Below are 26,163 nucleotides of genomic sequence, written 5' to 3'. Positions count from 1 at the left end.
CTACTCGATCAAGCCAATTTTGTTCAGCAGCTGGTACAGGGCAGCAGCGGCTGCTTCACGGGTTGCCGGAGCAACCGGATTGAAGCTGGAACCTGTATCACTGCCGATGATGCCGGCTGTGGACAGGGTCTGCAGGCTATCCTTCGCGTACGGTGCCACTTTCGCGCTGTCTGTGTACGTTGTAAAGGAAGGATTTGTGCTCTTCAGTTCAGTTCCGGTTAATTTGAGCGCTCTGTCCAGAATCACTGCCAGCTCCTGGCGGGTTACATTCTGGGTTGGTGCAAATTTGCCGTTGCCGATACCCAGAATCAGACCTGCCTTGGTAGCAGCGGCCACATCCTGGGCATACCAGGCAGTGGAGCTGACATCAGTGAAGGTAACACTGGCATCAGTACGAAGCCCGAGTGCGCGGGTCAGGAGCGCAGTGAATTCCGCACGGGTCAGGCTGCTCTTCGGCGAGAAGGTCGTAGCCGATGTACCTTGGATAATCAGCTTGTTAGCCAAAGCTTTGATGGCTTCAGCCGCCGAAGAACCGGCAATATCTGTGAATGCTGCGGCAGGCTTGCTTACTGCAGCATAAGTCGAAAAGCCTGGACGGCTCACAGTAACAAGGGTTGATCCGTCTGCCTGCGGAGTAAATACCGAAGCAACCGGCGTTACGACTCCCTTATCTTCAAAGAGAACGCCTGCAGTATTCGGCTGGATAGCGCCTGGTACAGTAAAGGATCTCTTAATAAAGAGGTTAGTCGGTGTGTTCAAGTAGGTGCTGCCAGTAGCGGTTGTCCAGGAAGCCTCGAATGTAACCGGAGTTCCGATTACCGTGGACCCGGCAACGCTGGAAGTCAATCTTCCCGCAGCTTCAGGCGCCTGCTTGATGTCAAGCTTGAAGTTCTGTCCTGCAGGTGCTGATTTCAGCAGGGATACAGGCAGAGCAACGGCAGAACCATTGACTGTAACCACAACACTGCTGTCGGCATGAATGCCTGCCAGCTGAGTTACCTGGGCTGCTGTCAGGTTCAGTTCTACTGCTGTGTCGGTTGTTGCAGGCAACGCAATTACGACAGCGGTCTTGGCAGCTGCAGCGTTAGCCAGAGCGGTCTTCAGGTTGTCGTCGGTTACAGTAACAGTAGTCACTTTATCCTTGGACACAGTAGCCGGAGTCAGGGTGGCCCGGGCCGTTCCTTCCTCAATCAGTGATGCAGCAGCAGCAGGGACTGCCGGTGTTACAGGCGTTACTACACCGCCGCCTCCGCCATTTGAACCGCCGGTGCCTGTGTTTGGCGCAGGCTGATTAATGAAACGGAATGAGGTATAGGTAGTATAGAATTCATCTTCGTATTGGTTGATCTTGATAGGCAGTTTGGAATTATCTTCAGCATTGATGCCCAGCACTTGAAGCTTATAAACCCCGTCTGTCAGATAAGCAACAGCAGGATTGCCGTTTGCATCAAGAATCGGATCCCCTTTACTGTCATATGGATGATAAGTGGCGCTGATTACAGTAGAGTAATCTCCCGGTTTAAAATATTTATCCGGAGAATCTGTAGCGGTAACCTGGAAATAACCCTTGGTTTTATCGTCCATACCTACGAGATCTACTTCATAATAATTGATGTCATCAGCTTTCAGCTTGTAGTTGAGAACAGCTCCTGAATTGTTGTACACAATCGGTGTTGTAATCTCTGCTTCCTGGATACCAGTGCCCCAGTCAGGCTGATCCACGGATTCATCGACGTTAATTGCGAACGGCAAGTGCAGGGTAGGCTGTCCCGCTGCTTCAAGAACAACATTACCTTGCAGCATCTGCGGTTCGGTTTTTGCAGACACATTAACGTTCAGATTGAAGTTGGAAGTACCATAAGCGGAGGCTGTAACTGTTGTCTTATCCAGTGTTGCAGTTACATTCTCAAGATCACCGTAGTTCCAGACTACAGAGGCAGAATAAGTAACCGCGCTGTTGCTTACGTTTTTAAGCTGCAGCTCTTTGGAAGCAACTGCGCCAGGCAGAAGAGTTCCGAAGCTGGTGGATGGATTGTAGTTAATTACGTTTTGTGCCGCAAAATTTTTGTCAAGAATAGTAATTGGCTCGAGCGCCTGCAGCAGCGCCGGTGTCTTAATGGCATTCTCTACGTTTGCCCGGCCAGGGCCTTGGATATACAGATCTTCAGGCGCACCCTTATAAAGGAGCTGATCTGCAGTATTGGCTAGAGCGGCACGGATATCAAACGGGGTATATTCCGGATGTGCCTGTTTGATCAGTAGTGACAAGCCCGCCACGTGCGGAGTAGCCATACTGGTACCGCTGCTGCGGTGATATGCCTCGGTATAATCGCCGCCATATGCCGGATAGGTGGACAATACACCGTCACCAGGAGCGACAATATCAGGCTTGATGCTGAGATTTCCGTCCACGTTAGGACCCATGGAGGAGAAGTAAGTTATTTCATCGCCTGCAGTCATCGTCTGCTTGTACTCATCTCCGAAGGAGAAGTAGACGGGCTTACCATCATTCGCAAGAATGGCTCTGGCGAGTGCGCGTCCCTTGGAGCCTTCGATATCGAAGGTTGGGATATAGTCGTATCCGTCACCAAGGTTACTGCCGATGAATCCGTCGCGGTCTTTGATGCTCTCATCAAGGATAGCTTCTTTGGTAGCAGGGTTTGCATTCCCGTTAAAGATCACGACAGCTTTGGCCCCGTGTTCTTTGGCAATGGCAATTTTATCGACAAATGCCAGATCCCCGCGGGACAACAGGACAATGGAGCCGCTGATGTCGCGGTCCGGATAGTCTGATTCTGCACCAAGGTCGGCGTATACGACTTCAACCGGATCGGTGCCGATAATATCTGTGAAATTATACTGTCCGAGCTTGTATGCCATTACATGAAAATCGAAGTACTCGGAATAAGTGACAGTAGTTACAGAATCGGCGATTTCTGCTTTAAAATCACCCGAGAAGGCTTTGATCGGGCTTGTTACAGCACCAACCGAAATGGCCAGCTGCGCAGCCGCAGGAGAGCCAAGGGAGAAATAGCCCGCTTCCCCGTTGTTTCCGTTGGCAATAACCGCTATAACTCCTGAGAGCACGGCGTTATTGATCGCGATGGAGTCAGGGGAATTTACGTCTTTTTCGGAATCAGAGCCGAGCGACAGGTTGATGACATCCATACCGTCCTTAACGGCATGTTCAATCCCGTCGATAACCTGGGCGGATGAACCGGAAGAGGTGCTCGGGTCATCAAGATTTCGTCCCAGAACCTTATATGCGTAAAGCTCTGCACCTGGTGCTACGCCTTTTTGGGCAACATCACCTTTTGCGGCATATTGTCCGATAATCGTACCCGAGACATGCGTTCCGTGGGAAGTTCCGGCATAGCCTGTCTTGTAAGGATCTTCTTCCTTGGTCAAAGGCACTTCTTCATAAGGATCTTCATCCTGATAGAAGGAATCGTAACCGCCCTTGTAGACAGGGGCAATGTCCGGATGCAGGTAATCCACACCGGTATCAATAACACCGACCTTGAGCCCTGCGCCTGTAATGCCCTGATCCGCAGCCCAATCCGCATGAATCTGCTCCAGCGGAGCATTGTCATTTCTGTAAGTAGCTTCCGTTACGGTTACATCCGGAAGGGTGTACCAGGTGCTGTTCGGATAGATGGAGGTAACGCCGGAGATTTTGGCCAGCTTTGGAATTTCATTGGCCGGGACGGACACTTCAAAGCCGTTCAGTACTGTGTCATACTGATAGTTGACGGTCAGATCAATGCCGAGAGCATCGGCTTTATCAAGTACCTCGGACTGCTGGCTCTTGACGGCAGCTTCCGTAGCTGTCTTGGAGAGCGCGGAGATTCCTTGCTTGGCTGCATATTTACCTACTGCAGCAGGCTGGCCGCTCAATTGCACAATAACGCGGACATCTTTTGAAGTTTTGGTGTCAATCTGCGGTGAAATATAAGTCTGATTGGATGTCTGGGTAACCGAGGTTAAAGATTTAGTCGATGATAGCGTCTGCGGGCTGCCGGCGGCAAAGGCCGCTCCAGGAATCATGCCTGCTGTCACTCCAAGTGACAGGGTGATAACAGACAGCTTGCGAGGTAGTTTATTCCACTCCAAATGTAATCCCCTCCAGATGAGTATGTGTACTGATACAGCTGAATTTTTCCTGCTATAGACAGCAGTCCGATTCTCCTTTCTAGTAATCTCGTTTTATTTCCGTCCCGGCTAGTAGGAAAAATATTAAGAAGATTCTACCATTGGTAAAATGTAAAATCCAGTTAAAAGTAATGTTGTTTTTATGGGGATTGTCATGTGTGAAGGAAAACGTAACATATATACGCTCCGAAATAAGAATAAAATGGATAAAAAGTACTATTTTAACGAAAGAATGATAATATAAATATTACTAGAGTGAGGTAATATTACACATGAAATCGAAAAGTCCTGTATTTATGAGTCGAAAGTATTAAAAGCACTGCGTTTAAATAATCGAAATAATATATATTTCTTTGTTATCTAATGGAATTGTTAACTGAATGTAGATATTATCCCGAGAAAGGGAGTGGGGAAAAATGAACAGACCAGTGCCAGGTAAGTTTTTCCTGCTGATTAAGATTAAACATAAAAACTGCGTATAAACCATGCAGCATCAATACAAAATAAAATGGTCAATTTGTGTTTGGCATATCAGGCAGAAAGCAGGGATTATCCTTGTCAGAAAAAAGCATCCTCGCCTATTTCAAATCTCCCGAAGAAGCTGAGGGCGTCTCCCTGAAGCTTCAGGCTCTGCGCGTAACCGAGCTTTCCATCGACCGCTTCACCCGGTTCAGCGGAGGTGGCCTGCAAAATGCTGTGAATCCGGTGACTGGCAGTCTGGCCCGTATGGATTCCATGACCGCCGTGAGCGCGCATTCGGGTATTTTGTCCGCTGCGCATACAAGCTCAAGCGGGATGAGCCATGGCGGTGACGGAGGGCCTACCGGCAGAAACATTCTGCTGACCGTGATTGTACAGCCGGAATCTTACCAGCAGGCCTTATCCATCATTGAGGAAGCCGGCGGTATGATCTAGATGCGTGTACTTGTTTTTATCAGGAATCTGAAAGGTGGTAGCTGTTATGGATAGAGAGAACTCGGACATTTTCTCCAAAACGGAAAAGCAAAAGATGCTCTACGAAGCTAAACTGGAGGATGTGCAATTTGTGGCTGCGGAAGCTGACCAGGAGGATCTGGAAGCGCTGGACCGCGCGCAGGAAGCGGACAAGCGCCAGCTGAACGAGATTATGAAAAAGAAATAGCCGGCCTATAGTACTGAAAATTAAGGACATCTGCCCCACTGAAAGTGGGGTTTTTTGCGTGCCGGCGTGTATAATAGGGAAATGGACAATGGCAGGGGGGATGTTGGTGAATACGTTTATTATGTGGGGCGGACTGGCGCTGCTGGTCGCTTTGCTTACTTTTTTGAATCAGAAGCAGATTTATTCGTCCAAAGTGAAACGGGCATACCGTGAACTGCGAGGGCTTGCGGAAGCCGTCCGGGACGGACGCACTTCTCCTGCCGATCTGAAGAGATGGGAAACCGCACTGGCAGAAATGGATAGGCATCCGAATGAATTTAACAAGCTGGACGCTGAAATCGGGCTGCGCGCGGTATTCGTCCTGTATCTGGAGCAGTATTACCCGCATGATCCGCGTCTTCCCGGATTGCAGGAGGCGGCAGGGCACCGGAAGGATTCGGTGTGGGGAATGAGGTTCGGGGACTACGGGTCCAAGAAGTAAGCGCGAAAAGTAGGGTGATAGAATCAAATCTTTTAAATCGTTATAATTCATAGTAGCTTTTCTGCCGTTAATATAGAATATATACCTTATGAATATTTGAAAGCCGCACAATCTCAAATGAGCCGGACAGGGAGATAGTATTATGGAGAATGTATCAGTTCCAGCAGTCACAGAGGCGCTGGTAGTCAAAGCTATGGAAAAGAATCTTGCCCTGATCCGCTTTGATCTTGACCGCAGAGTGGCCTATGTCAATGAAGTGTTTGCCGGTTCAATGAAATATAAATCAGAGGATATGTACGGAATGCATCACCGGGAGTTATGCTTTCCTGAGTTTGTGAACAGTCCGGACTACGAAATCTTCTGGCAGAATCTGCTTTCCGGAACCAGCTTTCAGGATAAGATTGAACGAATGGATTCAGAGGGGAACACTGTGTGGCTCGAAGCAACCTATATGCCTATTTTTGACGAAACAGGCCACCATGTTATCGGCGTAAGCAAGATTGCGACCAATATTACGCACCGCCAGACCGATGTAAACCATGTTGTGGAGCAGATGCAGAGAATGGCTGACAGCCTGAACCGGCGGGCTGAGCAGGGAATTGAACGAAGCCGGGAAATGCTGCACAGCATCAATAATATCGCCATAGTATCGGACGAGAACACTCTTATCATCAAGAATCTGCAAAACAAGGCTGTGGACATTCAAGGGGTAGTACAAACTATCCGTGATATTGCTTCGCAGACACATTTGCTGGCGCTTAATGCTGCAATTGAAGCGGCGCATGCCGGGGAGTTCGGGCGGGGGTTCGATGTGGTGGCCAAGGAGGTCCGGAAGCTCTCGGGTATGGTGCAGGAATCCATTGGCGAGGTACGGAACAGTGTCAAGGCGATTACGGAGGAAATCGGCAGCATGTCGACTGGTCTGGAGCATGTTCAGGCAAGCGTCAAAGAGAGCCAGAAGCAGATTGAAGTAGCCCTTGAGGAGTTTACAGGCATTGCGGTCTCGGCCAGTGAGCTGGATATTCAGGCAAGGGCGGTTATGAATATTATCTGATCTTATCCAAAATGGCAGTATGGTGCTCCTGAAGCAGGGAGGCCATACTGTTTTTTTTATTGGATATTTCTGTTTTGCGGAGGGTGCAGCCGTTTTTACTTATTGCTAAATTGCAGGAAAGTTATTAGATTTTCGGCTGAAATTGCCGATATAATATTAATTATATAAAATTTAGAATTTTGCCAGTCATGTTTGGAATGGTTTAAAGGGGGATGAGGTCATGGAGCACATGCATATGCATGGCAGTCATGACAAGCTGCTCGTATTTTTTTCGTATTTGATAGCTGTTGCAGCTTCCTATACGGTTTTGGAGCTGGCGGGCATACTGGGGATATCCAAGGGCAGGCGGAGGGTGCTGTGGCTTGTGTTCGGCGCCGTCATCATGGGGATGGGCATCTGGTCTATGCATTTTGTCGGCATGCTGGCCTTGAAACTGCCTGTACCGGTCGCGTATAACCTGATGGTTGTACTGCTGTCTATGACAGTCGCAGTCATTGCTTCACTGGTTGCCCTGCTTGTCATCAGTAACTTCAAGCGTGGAACGGTTACGCTTCTGGTGAGCGGTCTGCTGCTTGCCTCTGGTATTTTCGGTATGCATTACATAGGCATGTCCGCAATGCAGATTGGCATCTCGTATAGAGCAGACTATGTCATCCTGTCGTTTGTTGTTGCTCTGGCAGCATCCGTTGTTGCGCTGGGGCTGTCCTCCCAGCTGTTAGTGAACCGCTCGGCAGTAGGGCCGGGAAAGAAGCTGATTAGCGGACTAGTCATGGGCGTCGCTATTGTAGGCATGCACTATACCGGAATGCTTGCGGCTGGCTTTGAGCCTGAGAGCCGTTCCTGGCTGAATACCGGGGTGGTACTGGATCAGAAATGGCTGGCCTATGTCATAGCCGGGGGAACGCTGTTCACGCTGGGCCTGTCTGTTACCGGAGTTTATATTTCGAGCCGTTTTTCCAGAAAAGATACGGAGCTTCTAATCAGTGAAAAATGGTACAGATCGCTCTATGAAAATAATCAGGATGCCATCATCTCCATAGATCTTAATTTACGCATTATCGGCTCCAATCCTGCAGCCACGGCGATTAGCGGCATCAGCAGCAAGGAGTTCAAAGAGCAGTCCCTGGACTCCCTCCTTGGTATTATTGCAGCGGAGGATCAGGCGCTGATCCGGGAAATGTTTATCCGGTCCCTTGCCGGAGAGCAGGTTGGCTATGAAACGGCGATCATGCACAGTAACGGGCAAAAGCTGGATATCAGCATCAATATCGCTCCGGTTATGGTCGATGGCCTGGTGGCCGGCATTTATGTTATTGCCCGGGATATTACGGAGGAGAAGCAGGCCAAGGAGCAGACCCGCTATCTGGCCTTTCACGATGAGCTGACAGGTCTTCCGAACCGCCGGATGTTCAGTCAGCTGCTCTCCCAGACCATTGAAGCACATCATGAAACCCGGGAGCCTTTTGCCGTACTCGTTATGAATGTTGACCGGTTCAAGCTTATTAATGATACACTCGGACATTTGCACGGCGATCTCTTTCTGCAAGAGATGAGCAGCAGGATTATTGACAGCGTGGTTAACGGGCAGATGGCGCTGGCACGGCTGGAGGGCGATGAATTCGCACTGCTCTGCCGGTTCTCGCGGAAAAAAATGAATGTGACGGATATTGTGGAACAGATGATTGCTGCAATCAAGCAGCCGCTCCACCTCAAGGAGCGAGATCTCTACGTTACAGCCAGTATCGGTATTTCTTTTTATCCGGGCCACGGCCAGACTCCGGAAGAGCTGCTCAAAAATGCCGGAACGGCCATGTATGAAGTGAAGAAAAACGGCAGGAACGATTACCAGTTTTTCTCGGACGACCTGAACGGCCAGATTATGGAGCAGCTGGAGCTGGAATCGGATCTGCGCAAGGGGCTGGCGCGCGGTGAGTTCACGGTGCATTATCAGCCGCAGATCCGGGCAGCAGACAATGAGCGGATTATCGGGGTAGAGGCGCTGGTGCGCTGGAATCATCCGGTAAAAGGCCTGCTCGGTCCAGGTCTGTTCATTCCCGCTGCGGAAGTGACCGGACGGATCGTTGAGCTTGGCAATTTTGTGCTGCGCGAAGCCTGCCGGCAGATGCGGCAGTGGCATGATGCGGGCGGTCCGCGCATTCCGGTTGCCGTCAATTTATCCTCTCAGCAGTTTCTTCAGTATAATCTGCTGGAGGATATCCGGGATATTCTCCGGGAAACAGGTCTGGCGCCCGAGTACCTCGAGCTGGAAATTACCGAGAGCATGATGATGGATGCCTCCAGAGCCAGCGCTATTCTGAATGATCTGGTAAAAAGCGGGGTCCGAATCAGCCTTGATGACTTCGGGACCGGCTATAGCTCGCTTGGGTATCTGAAGCTGTATCCTATACACAAGGTGAAAATCGACCGTTCGTTCATCAGCGGCATTACGGGCAGCAGCCATGACCGGGCCATTGTGGCAACCATCCTGACCATGGCAGAGCATCTCGGCATGCAGGTGATTGCCGAAGGCATCGAAACGAAGGAGCAGCTGGACATCCTTGTGGAGAGCGGCTGCCGGGATATTCAAGGGTATTATTACAGCAAGCCGCTGGCTGCTGAGGAGCTGGGACGGAAATATTTGCTTCCGGCAGAGTCTGTTGGCAAAATAATCTGAAAAGGCGCGGTCCGCAATGGCCGCGTTTTTTTATTTTGAGAAATGAACCTTTTCCGCGGACGGATTGTTTATAAGACAGACCTGTTAAAGAAGGGAGGAGTCGGATTGCAAAGCAACCGTGAATTATTTGAAGCCTACAGCAAAGCAGTGTACCGCACCTGTTACTATATGGTGCAGGATGCGGCAGATGCTGAGGATCTGTGCCAGGAAGTGTTTATCACCGTCTTCCGCAGCCAGTGGCAGAATGTTGAGCATACGCGGGCCTGGATTTTGAAAATTGCGGTCAATACCTGCCTTAACCATTTAAAACGCTCAAGCAGCTTGCGGCAGAAGCTTGTGCAGAATTTGCATTTGTGGGGCAGGGGCGTAAGTGAAGACCCGGTAGAACGGCTGGTTGAACAGAAGGAGACGGCGCAGGAATGGGCGCGCTATATGTCCAGGCTTCCTGCCAAGATCAGGGCAGTGCTTACCCTGAGGTACATGCATGATTTCAGCCTGACTGAAATTTCGGAAGCCTTATCCATCCCTGTAGGGACGGCAAAATCGAGACAGCACAAGGGCATTAAGCTGCTGAAGGAGATTCTGCTTGAAACCGAAATCCAAGATGAGAAGCGGAGGAATGAGCACTGTGAAGAAGCTGGAGCTTATGCTGGAGCGGCAATTAAATGAAGAGGATTCTGTAAGCTATCCCGATTTTGAGAAAATGTGGAACGGCCTGGAGCAGTCGGGTCACACCCGTTCCTCTGAAATGAGCCGGGCTGAGGTGCAGGTCCAGTACCGGAAAAGAAGCTGGCGTAAGATTACGTTCGCGGCTTCTATGGGCTTGCTGCTCGCTGCGGCCCCGGTATATGCCGCGATTCAGCATGACTGGGGAAATCTGCTGCACGGCAAGGAAGGAGTTCAGGCTGCGCTTGAGCAGAATCTGGGCCAGCAGCTTGGCCAGTCCGTTACAAAGGACGGAGTGACGCTGACGCTGCGGACAGCAATAGTTGATGAAAAACGTACTGTTATTCTGTACACACTGGAAACGGGAAAACAGACGGAAGGGCAATTCTGGGACGTGCAGGGGTTCTCTCTGCAGGATGAAAAAGGCAACAGCAGTGAAGGGGAAAACAATTATCTGCAGTGGGATGAAGTAAACAACCGCTATAACGGCTATTTCGAAAGCGAATGGACCCCGCGTAAATCTGAAACCCGTGTTACGCTTAAGGCCGCCGCAGTACAGTCCTTTAGCCAGACTCAGATGGACATCCGGCTGGACAGCCGTTCTCGGGCCATACAGAGCTTTCCCGTCGGACAGGAGGGCATGGAGAAGCTGGAGGTACAGCCTTTCATGCAAAGCGGGGATAAGCTGCTGCTGTCTTCCGCCGTTACATTTAATCAGCCTGAGACCAAGGATTGGGCGTTCCCCGAGATCATTGCTTACCGGAACGGTACGGTAATCCGTTCTTTGTCCGGGGGGACTTTCGGGACACCCGGTGACAACGGTGAATACACAATGAAGCAAACCTTCAACGCAGCCGATGTTCCTGCGGACGAAACCGCGTATAAGCTGCAGTATACCAGACTGGAGCAGAATATTACCGGGCCATGGGCCTTTGACCTGCAGCTAAGCAAACAGCAGATGGAGAGCGGTACGTTTAAAAAAGCATTGGATCTTCCACTGGAGCCGGGTGACACGGTGAATACGGTTGAGAACATGATCATCACGCCGACACAGATCCGGGTCTCCATCCGTGTGAACAGCGAAACTCCAAATTTTCCATACCAAAAATATGCGCTTGAGATTGACGGCCGGATCGTGGAAGGCTTTCGATATATGTCTCCAAAAGATGATGTGGAACTTGCCGTAATCGCCTTTGAACGTCCGGTAAATGTGGAGATTGGACCGGAGACTCCGCTAACATTTGTGGCCAGCTACAAGGTTAACGTACATGAAGGGGATAAGACACCGCTGCAGCTGACCAACATTTCTGCTGCGAAGCAGACGGTGATGCGCAGTACCGGCGGCTATCCCGTAAAGTGGACCTACTATATGGAGGGGAAAGATCTCTTTGTCGAAACAGAGAGTGAGGCTGTGCGTTTCGGCGGAGTCAATCAGACCCATATTAATCTTGGCAAAGACCGGATTATAGGCAGGCCGGTCACTATCAATTTTGCGGGGGACGGAAACAACCGGGCCATTGATGTATATAAGGATTTCCAAGGAACTGAAGCCTCCATATATATGTTCTACTATACAACAGATGAACCTGAGCGGGAGACGCGTGTGCAGCTCCAGCCGTAACCGTACTGTTCTATCAGTAAACCATAAAGCCGTCCGTACCCTGGGAGCAGGGGCGGGCGGTTTTTTTGGCAGTAAAGAATTTTGGTAGCTTTTTGCGGCTTGTTCCTTTATCCTTGCAGGACGGAAGCCTGAACGAAGATGAATTATAGCCGGGAGTCTATGCCAGGCAAAAGGAGAGAATAATTTGAATAGGGAAATAACACGCTGTGCCTGGGTCAACGAAGATCCTTTGTACATTGACTATCATGATAAAGAGTGGGGCAAGCCCCTGTATGATGACCTCAAGCTGTTCGAGCTGCTGATGCTGGAGGGCATGCAGGCCGGACTCAGCTGGTATACAGTACTGAAGAAGCGGGAGCATTACCGTAAGGTATTCGACGGATTTGATCCGCACATCATTATCCATTATGACGAGGACAAAATAGAAGCATTGCTGCAGGACACGGGAATCATCCGCAACCGCCTCAAAATCAATGCCATTGTGAAGAACGCGAAGGTTTATCTGGACATTTGCCGGGAGGAGGGCAGCTTTTCGGATTATGTGTGGAGCTTTGCCGGCGGTGAACCCGTCATTAACAAATGGAATACCCGGGCTGAGGTGCCGGCAACAACGGTACAGTCCGATTCTATGAGCAAGGCGCTGAAAAAGAAAGGCATGACTTTCGTCGGCTCGACGATCTGTTACGCTTTTATGCAGGCTTCCGGTATGGTGAATGATCATACTATGGACTGTTTTTGCCGGAAATAATTAACCGTGATCTGTACAGCAGGCGTAGTTTTGGCGCTACCTGTGGTAGAAATGGTATACTGATAAATGTTGAATAACTGGATTAGTGAGTTTTGAATGAAGCTAAATCATGGAAGTACTGCTTACCAAACTTTTAGGAGGACCCACACACATGTTATGGCATGAATTGACGGTACATACAACAGAAGAGGCGCAGGAGATGATATCCAATCTGCTGTATGAAGCCGGAGCAGGCGGTGTTTCGATCGAAGAATCGGGAACACTTAATAAAGTTAGAGATACCCGGTACGGTGAACTATACGATGAACCGCTGAACGATATCCCTCCCGGTGAGGCTGTAATTAAAGGCTACTATGCCGAAAATGTATCGATGGACGATGTCATCAAAGAGGTTGCTCCACGCGTTGAGGAGCTGCGTGAATTCGGGATAGATCCCGGCAAAGCGCTGATCTCCTGGAAGACGGTAGACGATGAAGAATGGGCCCATGCGTGGAAAGCTTACTTCAAGCCGCTGCGCGTGTCTGACCGTCTGACGATCAAGCCGACCTGGGAAGAATATACACCAGCCAGCCCGGATGAAAAGATTATCGAAATCGATCCCGGCATGGCCTTCGGAACAGGAACGCATCCGACTACGGCGCTGTGTCTGCGTGCGCTGGAGAAGCATATCAGCGGCGGCGAAGAAGTCATTGACGTGGGAACCGGCTCCGGCATTCTGGCGGTCGGTGCGGTTCTGCTAGGTGCGGGGAATGTGCTTGCGCTTGACCTTGATCCGGTCGCTGTGGAGAGTGCGCGGGAGAATGTGGAGCTGAACAGACTGCAGGCCTCGGTAACGGTAAAAGAGAGCGATCTGCTCTCGCTGCTCGGAGGCGAAGGTGCGGCAGATACTGCGGCGGGGGACATGTGGCCAAGTGCAAGACCCGGCTATACCGGGACAGCTGCAGAAGGGGAGCAGTCTGTGGAGGCAGGCCTTGGCGTTACACTGCCAGTAAAGCTTATCGTCGCCAATATTCTGGCAGAGATTCTTGTGCTGTTCACGGATGATGTGTTCCGTGCGCTGCAGCCGGGCGGAATCTATATTACTTCCGGTATTTATAAGGATAAGGAAGGCCTGGTGTCGCAGGCGCTGGAGGCTTCCGGTTTTGAGATTATAGAGATTACCCGTGAAGAAGACTGGGTGGCCATTACAGCCGGAAAGAGGTAGAGATGGATTTTTTAAATGATATATTGGTTTATCCACTGCAGCAGCTTCCGTTTTTCCTGATTACGATCGTCATTGCCTTTACTGTGCACGAGTTCGCGCATGCTTACTTTGCCAACAAATTCGGCGATCCGACGGCCAGGCTGCTTGGCCGCATGACGCTGAATCCGGCCGTCCATTTTGACCTGTTCGGCATTATCCTGCTGCTCATTGCCGGTTTCGGCTGGGCGCGTCCGGTTCCGGTGAACCGTGATAACTTCAGCCGTCCGCGGCTGATGGGGATTGTCGTGTCGGCTGCCGGGCCGCTGAGTAATTTTCTGCTGGGGATTATTGGGGCGCTGATTTACACGGTGCTCATGGGTACAGGAGCGATCGACTCCATCACCAATGAGCAGCTGCAGCTGGCGATTGTCTGGTTTTTCGGTATCTTTATCAAGACCAACTTTTTTCTCTTTCTGTTTAATCTTATTCCGCTGCCGCCGCTTGATGGTTACCGGATTCTGGAGGATGTCGCACCGCGTCCGGTCCGTGCCAAAATGCAGCAGATTGAGCAGTGGGCTGTCTTTATCTTTTTACTGGTTATTTTTATCCCTGTTCTTAGCGCCAATACGATTGCTCCGCTCTATAACTGGGCAATTCAAATCGGCAATCATTTTATCCGGTTATTCCTGAACCTGTTCGGATTCTCCGGGTTCTACTAAGGGCTGGTCATTGCCCTGCAAACGTTGTATGATGGAATATGTTTTTTCTAAAAGATTAACGAAGTATATGAATTTTCAATAGAATGAGGCTAAACTATGCAGCGTTATTTTGTAAGCCCGGAGCAGTTTGGTGCAGAGCAGGTAGCTATTAGCGGTGAAGATGCCCGTCATATTGCCAAGGTGATGCGCGGGAAGGCCGGGGATAAGCTGATTGTCAGCGACGGGGTGTCCCGCGAGGCTCTGACGGAGATTGCTTCGATTGAAATCGGCGAGGTTGTCGTGAATATTGTGGAGCTGCTTGAGATGACGCATGAGCCGCGCATCCAGGTTACGGTAGCACAGAGCCTGCCCAAGGGCGACAAGCTGGAGACGGTGATCCAGAAATGCACTGAGATCGGTGCCGTGGCTTTTGTTCCGTTTCTCTCGGAGCGGACTATCGTGCAGTACGATGAGCGCAAGGAGAGCAAGCGGCTGGAGCGCTGGCGCAAGATCTGTAAGGAAGCCGCTGAACAGGCGCACCGTAATATCGTTCCTGACGTTCATTCTCCGCTCAGCTGGAAGCAGCTCCTCAAGAGCTTCAGCGGATATGAGGCGGTCTACTTCTGCTATGAAAAAGAAGAAGGCTTGCAGCTGCGCAGCGCCGCCGCACCATGGATTGCCGGATTGCCTGACGGTTTCCGGGGCAAGGTGATGGTTGTGGTCGGCCCGGAAGGCGGGTTCAGTCCGGAGGAGTGCGAGGCGGCAGAAGCCGCCGGGGCGTTATCCGTAGGGCTTGGACGGCGAATTCTGCGCTGCGAGACAGCCGGTATGGTTGCTGCAGCCTGCATTTTATATGAATCCGGAGAAATGGGGGGAGCTTGAGGAATGCCATCCGTAGCATTTTATACTTTAGGTTGTAAAGTGAATTTCTATGACACTGAAGCCATCTGGCAGCTTTTCAAAAATGAAGGTTACGAGCAGGTGGATTTCGAGGGAACCGCCGATGTATACCTGATTAACACCTGTACGGTGACGAACACAGGCGACAAAAAGAGCCGGCAGATGATCCGCCGCGCCGTTCGCCGCAACCCGGAAGCGATTGTCGCTGTAACGGGCTGCTATGCCCAGACCTCGCCGGGCGAGATTCTGGATATTCCGGGCGTCGACCTGGTTATCGGCAACCAGGACCGTGAGCATATTATGACTCATGTGAAGAACATTCAGGAGTCGCGCCAGCCGGTTAACGCGGTGCGCAACATTATGAAGACGCGGGAATTCGAGGAGCTTGATGTACCGGGCTTCGCCGACCGGACGCGGGCGTTCATGAAGATTCAGGACGGGTGCAACAACTTCTGCACCTTCTGCATTATTCCATGGTCACGCGGACTGTCGCGCAGCCGGGATCCGAAGTCGATTGTAGCCCAGGCCCACCAGCTGGTTGAGGCAGGCTATAAAGAGTTCGTGCTGACCGGTATTCACACCGGCGGCTACGGCGATGATCTGGACAACTACCGTCTTGCCGACCTGCTCTGGGAGCTGGACAAGGTGGACGGGCTTGAGCGCGTACGGATCAGCTCAATTGAAGCGAGCCAGATTGATGAGAAGCTGCTGGAGGTGCTGAACCGCAGCTCCAAAATGTGCCGCCATCTGCACATTCCGCTGCAGGCCGGCCATAACGAGGTGCTCAAGACGATGCGCCGCAAATACACAACAGAAGAATATTATGCCAAAATGCAGCTGATCCGCCAGGCTATGCCGGATGTAGGCATCACTACTGACGTCATTGTCGGCTTCCCGGGCGAGACGGACGAAATGTTCCGCGCCGGATACGACTTCATGAAGGCTGTTAATTACTCCGAAATGCATGTGTTCCCGTATTCCAAGCGGACCGGTACTCCAGCCGCGCGGATGCTGAACCAGGTGGACGAGGAGATCAAGAATGAGCGCGTACAGCAGCTGATCGATCTCTCCGAAGAGATGCAGCTGGCTTATGCCCGCAAGTTCGTCGGCAAGACCGTCTCGGTTATCGCAGAACGCTCAGCCAAGGACGCGCCGGGCCGCAGCATCCAGCACGGCTTCAGCGACAACTACCTGCAGGTGTTCTTCGGCGGTGACGATTCACTGCAGGGCGAGCTCTGCCAGGTGAAAATTACTGACGCGGGCATTAACGAATGCAAAGGCGAGCTGGTTGGCGTCAGCCGGACTGCGCTTCATCAGACTGCGAACTAGCAGGCAGGCAGGAGACGGAAGCAGCGTAAATGTCTCTGCGGACGGATACTCCGGTAAGATAGAGTATGTTTTCTTTAAATATAGCGTATCCAGCAAGGATTTCGTTTCCCGTCCGGGAGATGAAATCCTTGTTGCTGTTTGGGGTGACGTACGAGACTAAGTCAATCGCAGTGCGGGCGGCTTGTAACAGAGTGCTGCGCTTGAAGCATTGAAGAAAGGGTAAGGAGTATGCAAGGAAGCAGACCTCCAGAAACAAGTATATCTAACTCAACTACCTAGCTCATCCAATTAGCTCATCTACCTGGCTGAAGCATGCAGTTGGAGCAGCACTGGCTCATTCCGGCGGAATAATCTTCTGTCCTTCTCTGTCCAGCTAAATAGCTGTATTCCGTACACTTAAAAGTAACGAAAACTCGGATGCGCCGCATATAACTGCAGTTTGTGCAATTAAATCTGCCCGATCGGCTCAATCTAGTAAATGTGCGGCATTTTAGTTGTATAAAGTACAATTAAGTTATAATCACAATAACGTTAAGGAGCTGTCAACATGGCGCATAAGCAAATTTCAGCGGGCGGCGTTGTGTACCGGCGGGCCAGCGCCGGTCTGGAGATCCAGCTGATCGTCGACCGTTACGGCAAGGTGGCGCTGCCCAAAGGCAAGATGGAGAACGGGGAGACGGTAGAGGAGACAGCGCTGCGGGAAATTCGGGAGGAGACCGGCGCTGTCGGCATTATTAAGGCTCCGATTGATGTCATTAAATACACGTATGAGCACCATATATACGGAACCGTAGATAAAGAGGTTCATTACTTCCTGGTGGAGGCGGTTGGCGGGATCACCAAGGCACAGGCAGAGGAGATTAACGCGGTGGAATGGCATGAAGCAGAGGCCGCCTGGGAGCGGGGGAAGAGCAGGATGTATGCCAACAATGTGCCTATTTTGCAGAAAGCAATGGCGCTGCTCTCCGGGCTTTTACCGAATAAGCAATCTAGTTAAAAAGTCCTGAATTCGCCGGGAACAGAAAATTAACTGAAAATAGGGTAAACACTTCAGGCGTAATTGTCGATATAGTGGAAGAGTGTGGTAATAACCACCGATAAACTTACGCCCTAAGGAGAGAACAGATGACCGTGTACAGGAAAATGACGAAGATGCTCCTCATTTTGATATTGGTTACTGCCGCAGCTTTTCCGGTAAACGTCTTTGCGGCTACAGGCGACACGAACTCAATTGATTTTGACAGCTCGGCAAAAGTGGAGCTTACGGTTGGACAAACCCCCAAACAGCTTAAAGTATATGCCAACATTGAAGGGTCCTCCTCCAAAAAGGATGTGACCGCGGCTTCAACCTGGGTATCCTCAAATACAAGCGCAGTCAGAGTAGTAAACGGGCTGCTGACCCCGGTCGATACCGGAACAGCCATGATTACCGCTACATATCTAAATGCGGTAGCCACCCTTGAGGTATCCGTTACCCATCCCTTTAAAGATTTGACCCTGGAGCGTAGCTCTGACGGGATTTACAAATTAGGTGACAGCGAAGAAACGCTGCTCGTCAAAGCCAAGGCCACAGGAGGACAATCGGCAACCTCGGTGAAGGATGTCTCGGCTGATGCCGACTGGAGCAGCTCCAATACAGGCGTATTGACCATCGATGATGGCCAGATCACCCTGGTGGATGAAGGAACCGCAACTATTACTGCGAAATTCAAAGGACTTACTGCTACTTTTAAAGCCAAGGTAGAGCTGCCTTATTCAGCTATTGTTCTTAAAGAAGATAATGTGGCTGTCAAGGAGCTCGAGCTGCTGGTCGGGGATGATCCGGTGGTGCTGACAGCTGTGACCAAAGCTACGGAGAAAAGTGATGAACAGCCAATAGGCGATGAGGCAGAATGGACAAGCTCCAGCGAAAGTGTGGCAACAGTAGAGGCCGGTACCATTTCAGTAGTTGGTCCCGGTAAAGCTGTAATTACAGCAAAATACCTTGGCGTAGCCAAGTCCGTGGATGTTTATGTGCGTGCGCCGTATGAAGCGGTTCTGCTGACTCCTTCAGAGGATCAGACGCTGTTCTTGGGCGAGAGCCTGCAGGTAAAGGCGGAGATGAGAAACGCTGTGAACTCGAAGCAAAATCAGTCTTCTGACGCAACCTGGACCTCCGACAACCTGCTGGCGGCTACAGTTACCAAAGATGCGTCAGCAGCAACTGTTACAGCTAAGGCGGTCGGTTCGGCAGTTATTAAAGCAGAGAGCCTCGGTGTCAGCAAAACATTGAAGGTAACCGTACTGCCGACTATTACTGAACTGGTTCTGGATAAATCCGAACTGGAAGCTTACACAGCAGACAGCGTTAGCCTGCCGAAGGTTAGCGGAACGAAGCTGGATGGTACAAAGCTGGATCTCAGCCAGGAAATCGAATGGACCTCGGCTAACGAGGACATTGCCGAGATCAAGGATAACAAGCTGTCTGCCGTCAAAGCGGGAACAGTAACCCTTACAGGAAAGATCAAGAAAGGTAATGTCTCCTCCGGTACTTCCCCGATCCGTGACAAGAGCGTGGAGCTGAAAGTTACCGTACAGAACAAGGTGCTGGTGCTGATCGGGCCTGAGGATGCGCTGGGTCTCGTTATTGGTGAGGAGCAGGGATTGCCGTCCGTAAATGCAGTGCTTGAAAACGGCGATGAGGTTGATGTTACAAGCACTATTACCTGGGAAATTACCGGAACCAATGCGGTCCTTAAGCAGACAGCGAACGGTAAAGTGATTAAAGGCCTGACCAAAGGGTCGGCTACACTTAAAGGTACTTATTCAAACAAAACGATCAATGTTCCGGTAACGATTGAGCAAAAGGTTGTGAAGCTCGTTGTTGAGCCTGGTACAGTAGATCTGAATCTTAAAGCTTCCAAAGCGATCAAGGTAACCGGATATTTTGCCAACGGCAAGTCGGCGAATTTCTCCGGTGCGATGAACTGGGAATCCTCCAATACTGCAGTGGCCACAGTGAAGGGAACGACAGTCAAAGCTGTAGCTGAAGGTTCGGCAACATTGACCGGCTCCTATCAGGGTATCGCCGCTACAGTTAAGGTCAACGTAGTGCCTAAGCTGACCAAGCTGACTGTGAATGAAACCAAGCTGGTGCTTGCTGCCGGCGCTTCCCAGAACGTAGTGGCAACAGCATTGTATGATACCGGCAAAACAGCCATCGTTACGGGCAGTGTAGTATGGACCAGCTCCAAGCCTACAGTAGCAAAGGTGAATGCTTCCGGTACAATTACAGCGGTGGGCAAAGGTACAGCGTCCATCAAAGGCAAATGGAACAACAAGACGGTAACCGTAACCGTTACTGTAAAATAAATTCATCTGATCTGCAGAGCTGCTGTTCCGGCGCTTTGCAGATTTTTTTTGGCTAAAGCTATAGTAAACCCGAGTAATCCGATGTATAATTCTGAAAAGTACATAACAGGCGTATCCAGGTCAGGCAGAACATGCTGTACGCCATAGGTAAATCCAATTATCAAGGAGATGAAGCAGATGGCGAAGAGAGAGTTATTATCTATCAGATCGATTGTAGCGGTGGGGATCGGTTCGGCCTTATTCGTAATTTTGGGAAGATTCGGTTCGATTCCCTCCGGCATTCCGAATACGAGCATTGAAACGACTTACGCGCTGCTTGCGTTGTTTTCGCTGCTGTATGGTCCTGTAGCCGGACTGCTGATCGGGTTGATCGGTCACACGCTGAAGGATTTTATTTTTTACGGCTCCCCCTGGTTCAGCTGGATCATCTCCTCCGGACTGGTCGGCCTGATTATCGGCCTGCTGGTTGCCGGCATTTCCATCCAGGATGGTGTGTTCGGCAAAAGAGAGATCATCCGCTTTAACCTGGCGCAGATTGTGGCCAATGCCATTGCCTGGTTCGTTGTAGCACCGACGCTGGACATTCTGATCTATGCAGAACCGGCGAATAAGGTATACACGCAAGGGCTGGCTGCCGGAGCGGCAAACATTGTAACGGTGGCTGTCATCGGTACGCTGCTCGCAGCAGCCTATGCCAAGACGCGGACCAAGCAGGGAAGCCTGCGGAAGCTGGGTTAATTGAAAATTTAGCAGAAAGCCGGTGACAATCACCGGCTTTTCTGTTGAAATAAAGAGGATGCATACGGAACGAATTATTGAAAGAGGAAGGTAGAGATGAGCAAAGCCGTTATAGAATTTACAGATTATAGCTTCACCTACCGGGCTCAGCAGGAGCCTACACTGCGCGGAATCAATCTGAGGATCAGAGAGGGAGAAAAGGTGCTGATTGTCGGCCCTTCGGGCAGCGGCAAGAGCACGCTCGCCCATTGCATCAACGGGCTGATTCCCTTTTATTACCCTGGAGAGACGGCGGGAAGCCTGCGGATCATGGGGCAGGAGCAGCAGAAGCAGAGTATCGCTGCTTTATCACAATCGGTAGGAACAGTCCTGCAGGACCCTGACGGACAGTTTGTCGGGCTTACTGTGGGCGAGGATATCGCTTTTGTGCTGGAAAATGCGGCTGTGCCCCTGCATGAAATGAAGGAGCGGGTAACCGCGGCAGCCAGAGCTGCCGGTATTGAGGAGCTGCTGTCTGCTTCGCCGCAGGAGCTCTCCGGCGGCCAGAAGCAGAAGACGATGCTGGCCGGTGTACTCGCCGGTAACGTCGATATTCTGCTGTTTGACGAGCCGCTGGCCAGTCTGGACCCTTACACCGGTACCCGGACAATTGAACATATTGACCAGCTTCAGCGTGAAACCGGCAAAACGGTGGTTATCATCGAACACCGGCTTGAAGAAGTCCTGCACCGGCCGGTGGACCGGATTATCATCATGAACGACGGAGTCATTGTTGCTGACCTGCCGCCTGCCGAGCTGTTAAGCTCGGGCCTGCTGGCCGGAACCGGGCTCCGTGAGCCGCTGTATCTGACGGCGCTGCGTTATGCCGGTGTGGCAATTACGCCGGATCTCCAGCCCCAGCATCCGGAGCTGCTCCGGCTGGGGGATTCCGCCGGGCGTCTGCAGCAATGGATTGACGGTAACCGGGAGCAGACCACTCCGGCTGAGCCCGTTCCCCTGCTTGAGCTGAAAGAGGTCAGCTTCGGTTATGAACGGGATGCGGCGGTGCTGGACAAGCTGTCACTGACTGTTAACCGGGGCGAGATGCTGGCCATCGCCGGCAGGAACGGGGCCGGGAAGTCGACTGTATCCAAGCTGATCTGCGGTTTTTATAAGCCATCCTCGGGAAGTATCTGGCTGAACGGCCGGGATATCGGCCGCGATACCATTAAAGAGCGGGCGGAACGCATCGGCTTTGTGATGCAGAATCCGAATCATATGCTGTCAAAGACGCTGCTGTATGATGAGGTCGCCTTTGGCCTTAAACTGCGTGATGTGCCGGAGGAGCAGATCCGTGAACGTGTTCATGAGGTACTGCGAATCTGCGGCCTGCATGCGTTCCGCGAATGGCCGGTATCGGCGCTAAGCTACGGGCAGAAGAAACGGGTCACCATCGCTTCAATCCTGGTGCTGGAACCGGAGATTATCATTCTGGATGAGCCTACCGCAGGCCAGGACTACCGGCACTATAATGAGATGATGGAATTTCTGCGCGGGCTGAGCAGCCGGGGAATCACGGTAATCATGATCACGCATGATATGCACCTGATGCTGGAGTATGCCCAGCGGGCGATTGTACTGGCGGACGGAAAGAAGGCGGGCGATGACCGGCCGGAACGGATTTTGACGGACCGTTCTATTGTAGAGAAGGCTAACCTGAGAGAAACCTCGCTCTATACGCTTGCGCTAAGGGCGGGAGTACGCCAGCCGCAGGAGCTGGTCCGCACGTTTATCGCTTTTGACCGGGGGGTGCGCCGCGGATGAGAGCCAGAATGCTGACCTATACGAAGCAGGACTCGCCGGTTCACCGTCTGAGCGGAGCAGCCAAGCTGATTGTGTTCATTGTCTGGTCGCTGTCGGCCATGATTACTTACGATACAAGATGCCTGGTTGTCATGCTGCTCATCAGTCTGGTCCTGTTCAAAGTTTCAAAAGTGAGGTTTCAGGACTACGCTTTTGTGCTGTATTTTATCCTGTTCTTTTTTCTGCTTAATCATCTGGCGATTTTTCTGTTCTCTCCTCTGGAGGGTACAAGGATTTACGGCACCCGTCACGATCTGTTTCACTTGGCCGGACGGTATACCGTTACAGCTGAACAGCTGTTCTACCAGCTTAATATCGCACTGAAGTATGCCGTAGTCATCCCGGTAGCGCTGCTGTTTCTGCTGACGACAGATCCGAGCGAATTTGCCGCATCGCTGAACCGGATCGGGGTTAACTACAAAATCGCTTATTCGGTGTCGCTTGCGCTGCGTTATATTCCCGATATTCAGCGGGATTACGAGAATATCTCCTTTTCAGCACAGGCCAGGGGCATTGATCTTTCCCGCAAGGAGAAGCTGCCCCGGCGTCTCAAAAATATCGTATCCATTCTGTTGCCGCTGATCCTGTCGAGCATTGAGCGGATCGAGAAAATCAGCACAGCGATGGAGCTGCGCGGCTTCGGCAGCGGCCGGAAGCGGACGTGGTACATGGGCCGCCCCTTTACGGGCAGGGACTATATTGCTTTGGGTCTGATGCTGTCGCTGGCTGCGGCAGCGCTGATCATTACATTTTATGACGGCTCAAGATTCTACAGCATCTTCTAAATGTAAAGAATAGATTAGTATCACAGGGCAGATTGAAGTATAATAGTACAGCGATTCTCCCGGTTAAGGAGAACCGCTGCGCGGGCTGGGACAGATCAAATGCGGCTGAGCCGCTGCTCTACTCTGGACCAGAGCGGCAGATAGCACAGCGGCAGCACGGCCAGTGAGCATACGACGTTAAAGATCGTCTGGGCATGGGCAAGCTGGGAGGCGGGTCCGCCGCCGAACAGGGCGGACAGGTCCTGCAGCGGGCCGATGAACGGCAGGAACAGCACGGCGCCGCCGACGTTGAGCGCCACATGCGAGCCGGCGACGAACTTGCCGGAGGCTGAGCCGCCGATTGAAGCGATGACGGCGGTGACACAGGTGCCGACATTGGCGCCGAGCACAATGGCGATGCCGATTTCCGGCGGCATGGTGCCTGCGGACGCAAGGCCCATTGCCATCCCGATGACCGCAGCGCTGCTGTGCAGCATCGCGGTCAGGCAGGCCCCGGCGGCCAGCCCCCACAGGGCGCTGGTGGCCGCATGGTCCAGGAACCAGCGGAACATGCCGCTGGCTTCAAGCGCGTTGCCGACCGACTGCATGACGGCGATGCCCCACAGCACCAGGGCAAAGCCGGCCACTGCCAGGCTGATGAACTGGAGCGGGCCGGACACCTTGCGGCAGGCCTCGGCTGACCGCCAGGTGAAGGGCGGCAGCTCGCCGAAGATGACGGCTGCGGCCCACAGGCAGAGCGCCGCGGTGAATAGCGGCGCTGCTGCGGAGCTGATCTGCAGTCCGATCAGCTCCGTGGTCAGACAGGTGCCGATGTTGCTGCCCAGGATGATGCCCAGCGTGCGGGCATATGTGAGCAGCCCGGCATTGACCATGCCGATGGTCAGTACAGTCACGGCGGTGCTGCTCTGCAGCAGCGCCGACAGGAGGCTGCTGGCGATCAGGCCCTTCAGCGGCGTAGAGGTCGCTTTATGCAGGCTCCGCGTCAGCAGCGGGCCGGCGAGCTTCGCCAGCGCCGTCTCCATCAGCTTCATGCCGGCGAGAAATATAACAAGGCCGTATATGACAGGGAACAGCAGGTCACGGATCATAAGGACATGCTCCTTTGAACGGGGGTTGTACACCAATATATGAAAGCTATGCAGTGGACATGTATGAAATTAACAATAGGAACAGGGAGTTGAAGTCATTGGCATCGGTTATTCTGGAACGCGGCCGCAAAAAAAGACTGGAGCAGGGCCACCCGTGGGTGTTCGCCAGCGAGGTAGCTTCAGTGGACGGAGAGGCGCAGGCCGGCGGTTTGGTGGATGTGCTTAATCATCAGGGGAGATATCTGGCGACCGGATATTACAATCCGGCCTCGCAGATCCGGGTAAGAATTGTATCGGAGTCCCCGCTCGCCGGGATGGATACGGCATTTTTTGTAGAACGGTTTACAAGCTGCCTGCGGCACCGGGAACGGTTTCTGCCGGGAGCGGACGCATACCGATTCGTATACGGCGAGGCGGATTTTTTGCCGGGGCTGATTATCGACCGGTTCGGCGAGGTGCTGGTTGTGCAGCTGCTGACACTGGGCATGGACAAATGCCGGGACGCTATCGTGGAGGCGCTCGTACAGGTGATGGCACCGCAGGGCATTTATGAGCGCAGCGATGTTTCCGTCCGTGAGCTGGAAGGCCTGGAGCAGAGAACCGGCGTATTGTTCGGCGAATGCCCGCGCCATATTACAGTCACCGAGAACGGCCTGAAGGTGATCGTCGATATCGAAGAAGGCCAGAAGACCGGCTATTTCTTCGACCAGCGCGAGAACCGGGCATCGATCGCTCCGCTGATGAAGGGCTGGGGCGGTCGCAGCGGCATTACGCTGCAGGAAGTGGAGACGGAAGACGGATCTGTGCAGACCCTTCCGGTTAACAAAAGCGGCAAGCCGGTCACATTCCCTTACTGGGATGGCGCAACCGTGCTGGAGTGCTTCGCGCATACGGGCAGCTTCACGCTGCATGCCTGCAAATACGGCGCGAAAAAGGTGACCTGTCTTGACGTGTCCGCCCATGCGATCGAAAGCGCTAAAGCGAATGTCGAGATTAACGGATTTACAGACCGTGTAGAGTTTGTTGTGGACGATGCGTTTGCCTTCCTGCGCAATCAGGTAAAAGGGCTGGAGGAGCGCTCGGAGCGGGCCACCAGTAAAGCAGACGTTAATCCGGGCGGCAAGCCGGCAGCCAAGACAGACACAGCCAAGCCGATGACCGCCGGCGGCGGACGCACCTGGGATGTTGTCATCCTGGACCCTCCTGCTTTTGCCAAAACCAAAAGCGCAGTAGCGGGGGCCGTCCGCGGCTATAAGGACATCAATCTGCACGGCATGAAGCTGGTTAACGAGGGCGGCTATCTGGTGACTGCAAGCTGCTCGTACCATATGCAGCCGCAGCTGTTCCTGGACACCATCGCCGAAGCGGCCAAGGATGCCGGCAAGGTGCTGCGCCTGATCGAATGGCGGGCAGCCGGCAAGGACCACCCGCAGATTCTCGGCGTGGACGAGGGCCACTACCTGAAATTTGCCGTGTTCGAGGTGCGCAGCAAGAAATAATGAGCTGATGCGGCCAGCGCTGACTTCTGGCGCGCGCGTATAGGCGAATCAAAGGCTAAAGGACGAAATCAAAGGCACAAATGCCCTTGATTCCGGCTGCCGCGGGCAAAAGGGCGAAATCAAAGGCACAAATGCCCTTGATTCCAGCCGCCACGGGCAAAAGGGCGAAATCAAAGGCAAAAATCAGACTGTTGAAAAAGCAGACATTCACAC

21 protein-coding genes are annotated in these 26,163 nt (G+C 52.2%); 18 read left to right on the top strand and 3 right to left on the bottom strand.

The window, feature by feature from the left end:
• Positions 1-4,113: a S8 family serine peptidase gene (locus AC4G46_RS24690; RefSeq protein ID WP_491125036.1), complete on the bottom strand. Its 4,113-nt coding sequence runs from the start codon at positions 4,111-4,113 to the stop codon at positions 1-3.
• 594 nt (positions 4,114-4,707) lie between these two features.
• Here AC4G46_RS24690 and AC4G46_RS24685 point away from each other — a divergent pair.
• The 17 genes from AC4G46_RS24685 (at position 4,708) to AC4G46_RS24605 (ending at position 23,363) form a co-directional block, all read left to right on the top strand.
• The gene (locus AC4G46_RS24685; RefSeq protein ID WP_491125035.1) at positions 4,708-5,067 is read left to right on the top strand and encodes a hypothetical protein; all 360 of its coding nucleotides are present in this window, start codon (positions 4,708-4,710) and stop codon (positions 5,065-5,067) included.
• Between the two features lie 46 nt (positions 5,068-5,113).
• Complete coding sequence (locus tag AC4G46_RS24680) at positions 5,114-5,293, top strand: YfhD family protein (protein ID WP_491125034.1); 180 nt, start codon at positions 5,114-5,116, stop codon at positions 5,291-5,293.
• Positions 5,294-5,399: 106 nt separating this feature from the next.
• Positions 5,400-5,774 (top strand): hypothetical protein, encoded by a 375-nt coding sequence (locus tag AC4G46_RS24675; RefSeq protein WP_491125033.1) that lies wholly within the window; start codon positions 5,400-5,402, stop codon positions 5,772-5,774.
• A gap of 142 nt (positions 5,775-5,916) precedes the next feature.
• A complete protein-coding gene (locus tag AC4G46_RS24670; RefSeq protein WP_491125032.1) occupies positions 5,917-6,828 on the top strand; it encodes a methyl-accepting chemotaxis protein in 912 nt (303 codons plus the stop codon).
• Between the two features lie 220 nt (positions 6,829-7,048).
• Positions 7,049-9,502: an EAL domain-containing protein gene (locus tag AC4G46_RS24665; protein WP_491125031.1), complete on the top strand. Its 2,454-nt coding sequence runs from the start codon at positions 7,049-7,051 to the stop codon at positions 9,500-9,502.
• 105 nt (positions 9,503-9,607) lie between these two features.
• Positions 9,608-10,171, top strand: coding sequence for an RNA polymerase sigma factor (locus AC4G46_RS24660; protein ID WP_491125030.1), 564 nt, complete (start codon positions 9,608-9,610; stop codon positions 10,169-10,171).
• Positions 10,089-11,789, top strand: coding sequence for a DUF4179 domain-containing protein (locus AC4G46_RS24655; RefSeq protein ID WP_491125029.1), 1,701 nt, complete (start codon positions 10,089-10,091; stop codon positions 11,787-11,789). The genes AC4G46_RS24660 and AC4G46_RS24655 overlap by 83 nt, the downstream gene beginning before the upstream one ends.
• Before the next feature lie 184 nt (positions 11,790-11,973).
• Positions 11,974-12,537 carry a DNA-3-methyladenine glycosylase I gene (locus AC4G46_RS24650; protein WP_491125028.1) on the top strand — a complete coding sequence of 188 codons (564 nt, stop codon included), beginning with the start codon at positions 11,974-11,976 and terminating at the stop codon, positions 12,535-12,537.
• 151 nt (positions 12,538-12,688) lie between these two features.
• Positions 12,689-13,741: a 50S ribosomal protein L11 methyltransferase gene (gene prmA / locus AC4G46_RS24645; RefSeq protein WP_491125027.1), complete on the top strand. Its 1,053-nt coding sequence runs from the start codon at positions 12,689-12,691 to the stop codon at positions 13,739-13,741.
• A 2-nt stretch (positions 13,742-13,743) separates the two neighbouring features.
• On the top strand, positions 13,744-14,439 hold the full coding sequence (locus AC4G46_RS24640; protein WP_491125026.1) for a site-2 protease family protein: 696 nt from the start codon (positions 13,744-13,746) through the stop codon (positions 14,437-14,439).
• A 96-nt stretch (positions 14,440-14,535) separates the two neighbouring features.
• Positions 14,536-15,300, top strand: coding sequence for an RsmE family RNA methyltransferase (locus tag AC4G46_RS24635; RefSeq protein ID WP_491125025.1), 765 nt, complete (start codon positions 14,536-14,538; stop codon positions 15,298-15,300).
• Between the two features lie 3 nt (positions 15,301-15,303).
• Positions 15,304-16,647 (top strand): tRNA (N(6)-L-threonylcarbamoyladenosine(37)-C(2))-methylthiotransferase MtaB, encoded by a 1,344-nt coding sequence (mtaB, locus tag AC4G46_RS24630; protein ID WP_491125024.1) that lies wholly within the window; start codon positions 15,304-15,306, stop codon positions 16,645-16,647.
• A gap of 547 nt (positions 16,648-17,194) precedes the next feature.
• Entirely contained in the window at positions 17,195-17,644 is a 450-nt protein-coding gene (locus tag AC4G46_RS24625; RefSeq protein WP_491125023.1) for an NUDIX hydrolase, read from the top strand.
• Positions 17,645-17,811: 167 nt separating this feature from the next.
• The gene (locus AC4G46_RS24620) at positions 17,812-19,998 is read left to right on the top strand and encodes an Ig-like domain-containing protein (protein WP_491125022.1); all 2,187 of its coding nucleotides are present in this window, start codon (positions 17,812-17,814) and stop codon (positions 19,996-19,998) included.
• 177 nt (positions 19,999-20,175) lie between these two features.
• Complete coding sequence (locus AC4G46_RS24615) at positions 20,176-20,736, top strand: ECF-type riboflavin transporter substrate-binding protein (protein WP_491125021.1); 561 nt, start codon at positions 20,176-20,178, stop codon at positions 20,734-20,736.
• A gap of 96 nt (positions 20,737-20,832) precedes the next feature.
• On the top strand, positions 20,833-22,539 hold the full coding sequence (locus AC4G46_RS24610; RefSeq protein ID WP_491125020.1) for an ABC transporter ATP-binding protein: 1,707 nt from the start codon (positions 20,833-20,835) through the stop codon (positions 22,537-22,539).
• Positions 22,536-23,363 (top strand): energy-coupling factor transporter transmembrane component T family protein, encoded by an 828-nt coding sequence (locus tag AC4G46_RS24605; protein WP_491125019.1) that lies wholly within the window; start codon positions 22,536-22,538, stop codon positions 23,361-23,363. Before AC4G46_RS24610 ends, AC4G46_RS24605 begins: the two co-directional genes overlap by 4 nt.
• A 95-nt stretch (positions 23,364-23,458) precedes the next feature.
• Here AC4G46_RS24605 and AC4G46_RS24600 read toward each other — a convergent pair whose 3' ends face one another.
• On the bottom strand, positions 23,459-24,451 hold the full coding sequence (locus AC4G46_RS24600) for a Na/Pi cotransporter family protein (RefSeq protein ID WP_491125018.1): 993 nt from the start codon (positions 24,449-24,451) through the stop codon (positions 23,459-23,461).
• 98 nt (positions 24,452-24,549) lie between these two features.
• Between AC4G46_RS24600 and AC4G46_RS24595 the strand changes: the two genes are divergently transcribed.
• Positions 24,550-25,950, top strand: coding sequence for a class I SAM-dependent rRNA methyltransferase (locus AC4G46_RS24595; RefSeq protein WP_491125017.1), 1,401 nt, complete (start codon positions 24,550-24,552; stop codon positions 25,948-25,950).
• A 55-nt stretch (positions 25,951-26,005) separates the two neighbouring features.
• Here AC4G46_RS24595 and AC4G46_RS24590 read toward each other — a convergent pair whose 3' ends face one another.
• The gene (locus tag AC4G46_RS24590) at positions 26,006-26,161 is read right to left on the bottom strand and encodes a hypothetical protein (RefSeq protein ID WP_491125016.1); all 156 of its coding nucleotides are present in this window, start codon (positions 26,159-26,161) and stop codon (positions 26,006-26,008) included.
• Positions 26,162-26,163 lie beyond the last annotated feature (2 nt).

It is taken from the genome of Paenibacillus sp. fava2 (genome assembly GCF_058313675.1).
The sequence above is the reverse complement of the archived record's forward strand: the minus strand, read 5'-3'. Positions and strand labels throughout refer to the sequence as shown.